Below are 3,274 nucleotides of genomic sequence, written 5' to 3'. Positions count from 1 at the left end.
TCTCGTGGACGCCCGTGCCTACAGCCAACCCTGCGCTGACAGACTATTTGGTCGAATACAAAGCCAGCGCTGGCTCCACGTGGCTCGCATTCGCAGATGGTGTTAGTACTTTCACCACCGCCACTGTCACGGGCTTGACTAATAACACGCCGTATGATTTCCGGGTGAGTGCAGTCAACAGCGTCGGAGCAGGCCTTGCGTCGGGCACAGCTTCGGCCACGCCCATAGCGCCCCCAAGCCAAGTCACAGGCTTAAGTGCCACGTCTGGCAACACTCAAGTCTTGCTCTCGTGGTCTTCCCTCTCATTCACCCCACCAGTCTCGAGCTATATTATCGAGTACAAGGCCAGTGCGAGCCCGACGTGGTTGACGTTTGGCAGCACGACACAGACATCCAGCACGGTCACAAGCTTGACCAATAACACGTCGTATGATTTCCGAGTGAGTGCAGTAAATAGTGCTGGAACAGGCACACCTTCGGCCACAGCGTCGGCCACGCCAGCCGCGCCGCCTGGCCAAGTGACAAACCTTACCGCCACATTCAGGAGTGGCCAAGTGACACTCTCTTGGACAGCAGTGACGGCCACGCCTTCTGTGACCGATTACTTGGTCGAGTACAAGGCCAACGCCAGCCCGACGTGGTTGACTTTTAACGATGGAGTAAGCACGACGACCACCGCCACAGTTACCGGTTTGACGGATAACACATTGTACGATTTCCGGGTAAGCGCCATAAATAGTGCTGGAACAGGCCCGGCTTCCTCCACCCTTTCCGTCACACCTTTTCCACCACCAGCACAAGTCACTGGCTTGTCGGGCACAGCCGGGAATGGGCAAGTGTCGCTGTCGTGGACGGCAGTTGCGCCGCCCGTCACCAGTTATACAACTGAATACAAGACCAGCGCCAGCCCGACTTGGCTGACGTTCGGTAGTGGTATTTCGACAAATACAACTGTGAACGGCTTAACCAACGGCACTTCGTACGACTTTAGAGTGACTGCCAACAACAATGCTGGAAGCGGTCTGCCTTCGGCGACGGTAACCACCACACCCTTTTCACTCCCGCAGGTCACAGGCTTGACCGCCACCGCAGGAAATGCTCAAGTGGTGCTGTCTTGGACCGCAGTGTCTGCTTCGCCTGTCGTGACAGATTACAAGGTGGAATTTAAACCGTCATCAGGTTCAACATTCGCCACCTTTGCCGACGGCACCAGCACGGCCACAACCGCGACAGTGACGGGTATCACAAATACTGTGCCGTACGATTTCCGAGTCAGCGCAATCAGCAGCGCCGGAACAGGCACGCCTTCGGCCACAGCAACAGCGACACCTTTCGTGCCAATCACAACTGGTTTTACGTACCGATATTCGGCCAAAAATCCGAATGGCAACGGCATTCTTCCGTCCAACAACACTGCAATATCAACATGGGTGAATACCGGCAGTTTGGGCACGGCCAGAAACGCCACCCAGGCGACAACAAGTTTCATTCCAGTTTTCCGAACATCGGCGTTTGGCAGTAGTCCAGGAATTTATTTTGACGGCACCGACGATTCGCTTGCCATGAGCACGGACGTTACTTTGGGTACACTGACCATTGTGATGTTTTTCAAACCGGAGATATTGACTCAAGATGCTATTCTCTTGGGTTCGCGTGCAAATAACAGCGGTGTTGCTCAAGTTATGCGCTACGACGCCGTCTCGTCGCCGGCTCTTTTTAGGGCGCACAACGGCGCCACGGTCACCGCAAATACGACGGCATCCACAAATTCATTTGTGGCAATTTACCGCCGAGCCAATACATCATCTGCCTTGACCATTCGTGTAAACGGCGTCAATCTCACCACATCAGGTGCTCTGGGCGCGGGTGTGGGCTTGGTGCTCGGCCAAATTGGGGCGCTGGGTGGTTTTGGCGGCAATGGATCGAGATCGGCGACTTTCCGCGGATGGATGGGTGAGATTATTATCTACGGCTCGTTGCTTTCAGACTCGGCATGTGCTGTGATCGAAGATTATTTTGCTTCGCAATGGGTTTAAGGATGAATGCGTGTGTTGTCGGGGTGTTCCATGGCATTGCCGTTGATCGAGAGCGTAACATTTGTCTTGATCAATATTCCAGAGAGGTAAATATTCCACAATATGTTTGTTGTGGCAGTGACGGTCAAGTTGATGTCTATGCCAAGCAAAGTCAATGTATTGGCTCCACAATTTAGCGTATCAATCAGTAATGAAGTGTCACTGCTGAGCGAGCCCGTGTAACTTATGTTGGACACAAGGCCAAAGGCGTCTGAGTTGGCCAGCAAGACAGACTCTCCGCGCCACTGAACAATATTTATGTTCAAGTTACTGATCGATCCTCCATTCAACGTCATTATTCCTTGGCAAGCGTCAGGAAAATCAAACGTTATCGTTTTCGAGCCGCCGTTGAATGTCGCGCTGCCCACGGGCAAGACGGCTGGTGGAGCCGTGAAAGTAAAGTCGGCCGTGATGTTCAACACGTTCAGCACACTAAAAGGACCGGCTGCAGCAACATTGTTCCAATCACTCTCGTTAGCAATCGAATAAATAAGAGGAGGCATTTTCACCGCAGACAAAAGAAAAGGTAATATGTTTGTTTAATCATTTCTTTTTTATTAATTTTGAAAAAAAAAATTATCAAGCAGAAGACATGTTGAGGATGTGATTTGCTGGCTTGAAAAAGAGCCGCAGCAGAACACCTTTTGCCGTCAAGCCTTTGTTGCGCATGTTCAGCAGGAGACGTCTGTCTAATTTGTCCAGCGTCTTGTCCATGGCCAAGCCTCGGTCGGATTGCTGGCCTTGTGGGGAGGAAGCCAAGACTGTCAGCCGCTCAGCCGCCTTTTCAATGGCGGCATTCAGCCACGCCACTTTTTCCTTGTTTTTCGGATAGTAGTGAGCCAGTGTGTCTTGCTCCAGATTGCGGGCAGCTTCCCAGATTTTCGGCCACGAAAAGACTTTGTCGCGTTTGGCCAGCGGATATTTCTTAGCCAGATCGCTGAACTTATAATTTTTAAAGTGGACGCGATGATCTTTATTAACGACCAGCACCCATCCTCTTGTGGTCGGCAGTTCGGCCGTGTTCATGTCCATTTCGAACCACCGAAAGACGTCCTGGTCTGGTCGCCACATGCGCACAAGAGGCGGGCGAAATGCGTCGAAATTGCTGATGTGTTGCTCTTGCTCTTGTTCCTGCTGGTGCGGCAAGGCGTAACGGTCCAAGTAGTAGCAGCGAGCGTCGGCGTGTCGAATAAATTTGG

3 protein-coding genes are annotated in these 3,274 nt (G+C 52.2%); 1 reads left to right on the top strand and 2 read right to left on the bottom strand.

Annotated features, from left to right (window positions below; all coding sequences use genetic code 11):
• Positions 1 to 14: 14 nt before the first annotated feature.
• Positions 15 to 2,036 (top strand): fibronectin type III domain-containing protein, encoded by a 2,022-nt coding sequence (locus Q0072_RS08050; protein WP_366941786.1) that lies wholly within the window; start codon positions 15 to 17, stop codon positions 2,034 to 2,036.
• Here Q0072_RS08050 and Q0072_RS08045 read toward each other — a convergent pair.
• Both Q0072_RS08045 and Q0072_RS08040 read right to left on the bottom strand, forming a co-directional pair.
• Positions 2,033 to 2,578, bottom strand: coding sequence for a hypothetical protein (locus Q0072_RS08045; protein ID WP_298328223.1), 546 nt, complete (start codon positions 2,576 to 2,578; stop codon positions 2,033 to 2,035). The genes Q0072_RS08050 and Q0072_RS08045 overlap by 4 nt on opposite strands.
• A 76-nt stretch (positions 2,579 to 2,654) precedes the next feature.
• Positions 2,655 to 3,274, bottom strand: a 620-nt coding sequence (locus Q0072_RS08040; protein ID WP_298328220.1) for a hypothetical protein, incomplete at its 5' end; no start/stop codon positions are given.

This window comes from Asticcacaulis sp., assembly GCF_027484505.1.
Lineage (GTDB): Bacteria > Pseudomonadota > Alphaproteobacteria > Caulobacterales > Caulobacteraceae > Asticcacaulis.
This window is presented reverse-complemented; position numbering and strand designations above follow the sequence as displayed.

Coding starts and splice junctions, on each gene's coding strand:
- Q0072_RS08045 (WP_298328223.1), bottom strand. CDS start 2,578: ATGCCTCCTCTTATTTATTCGATTGCTAACGAGAGTGATTGGAACAAT.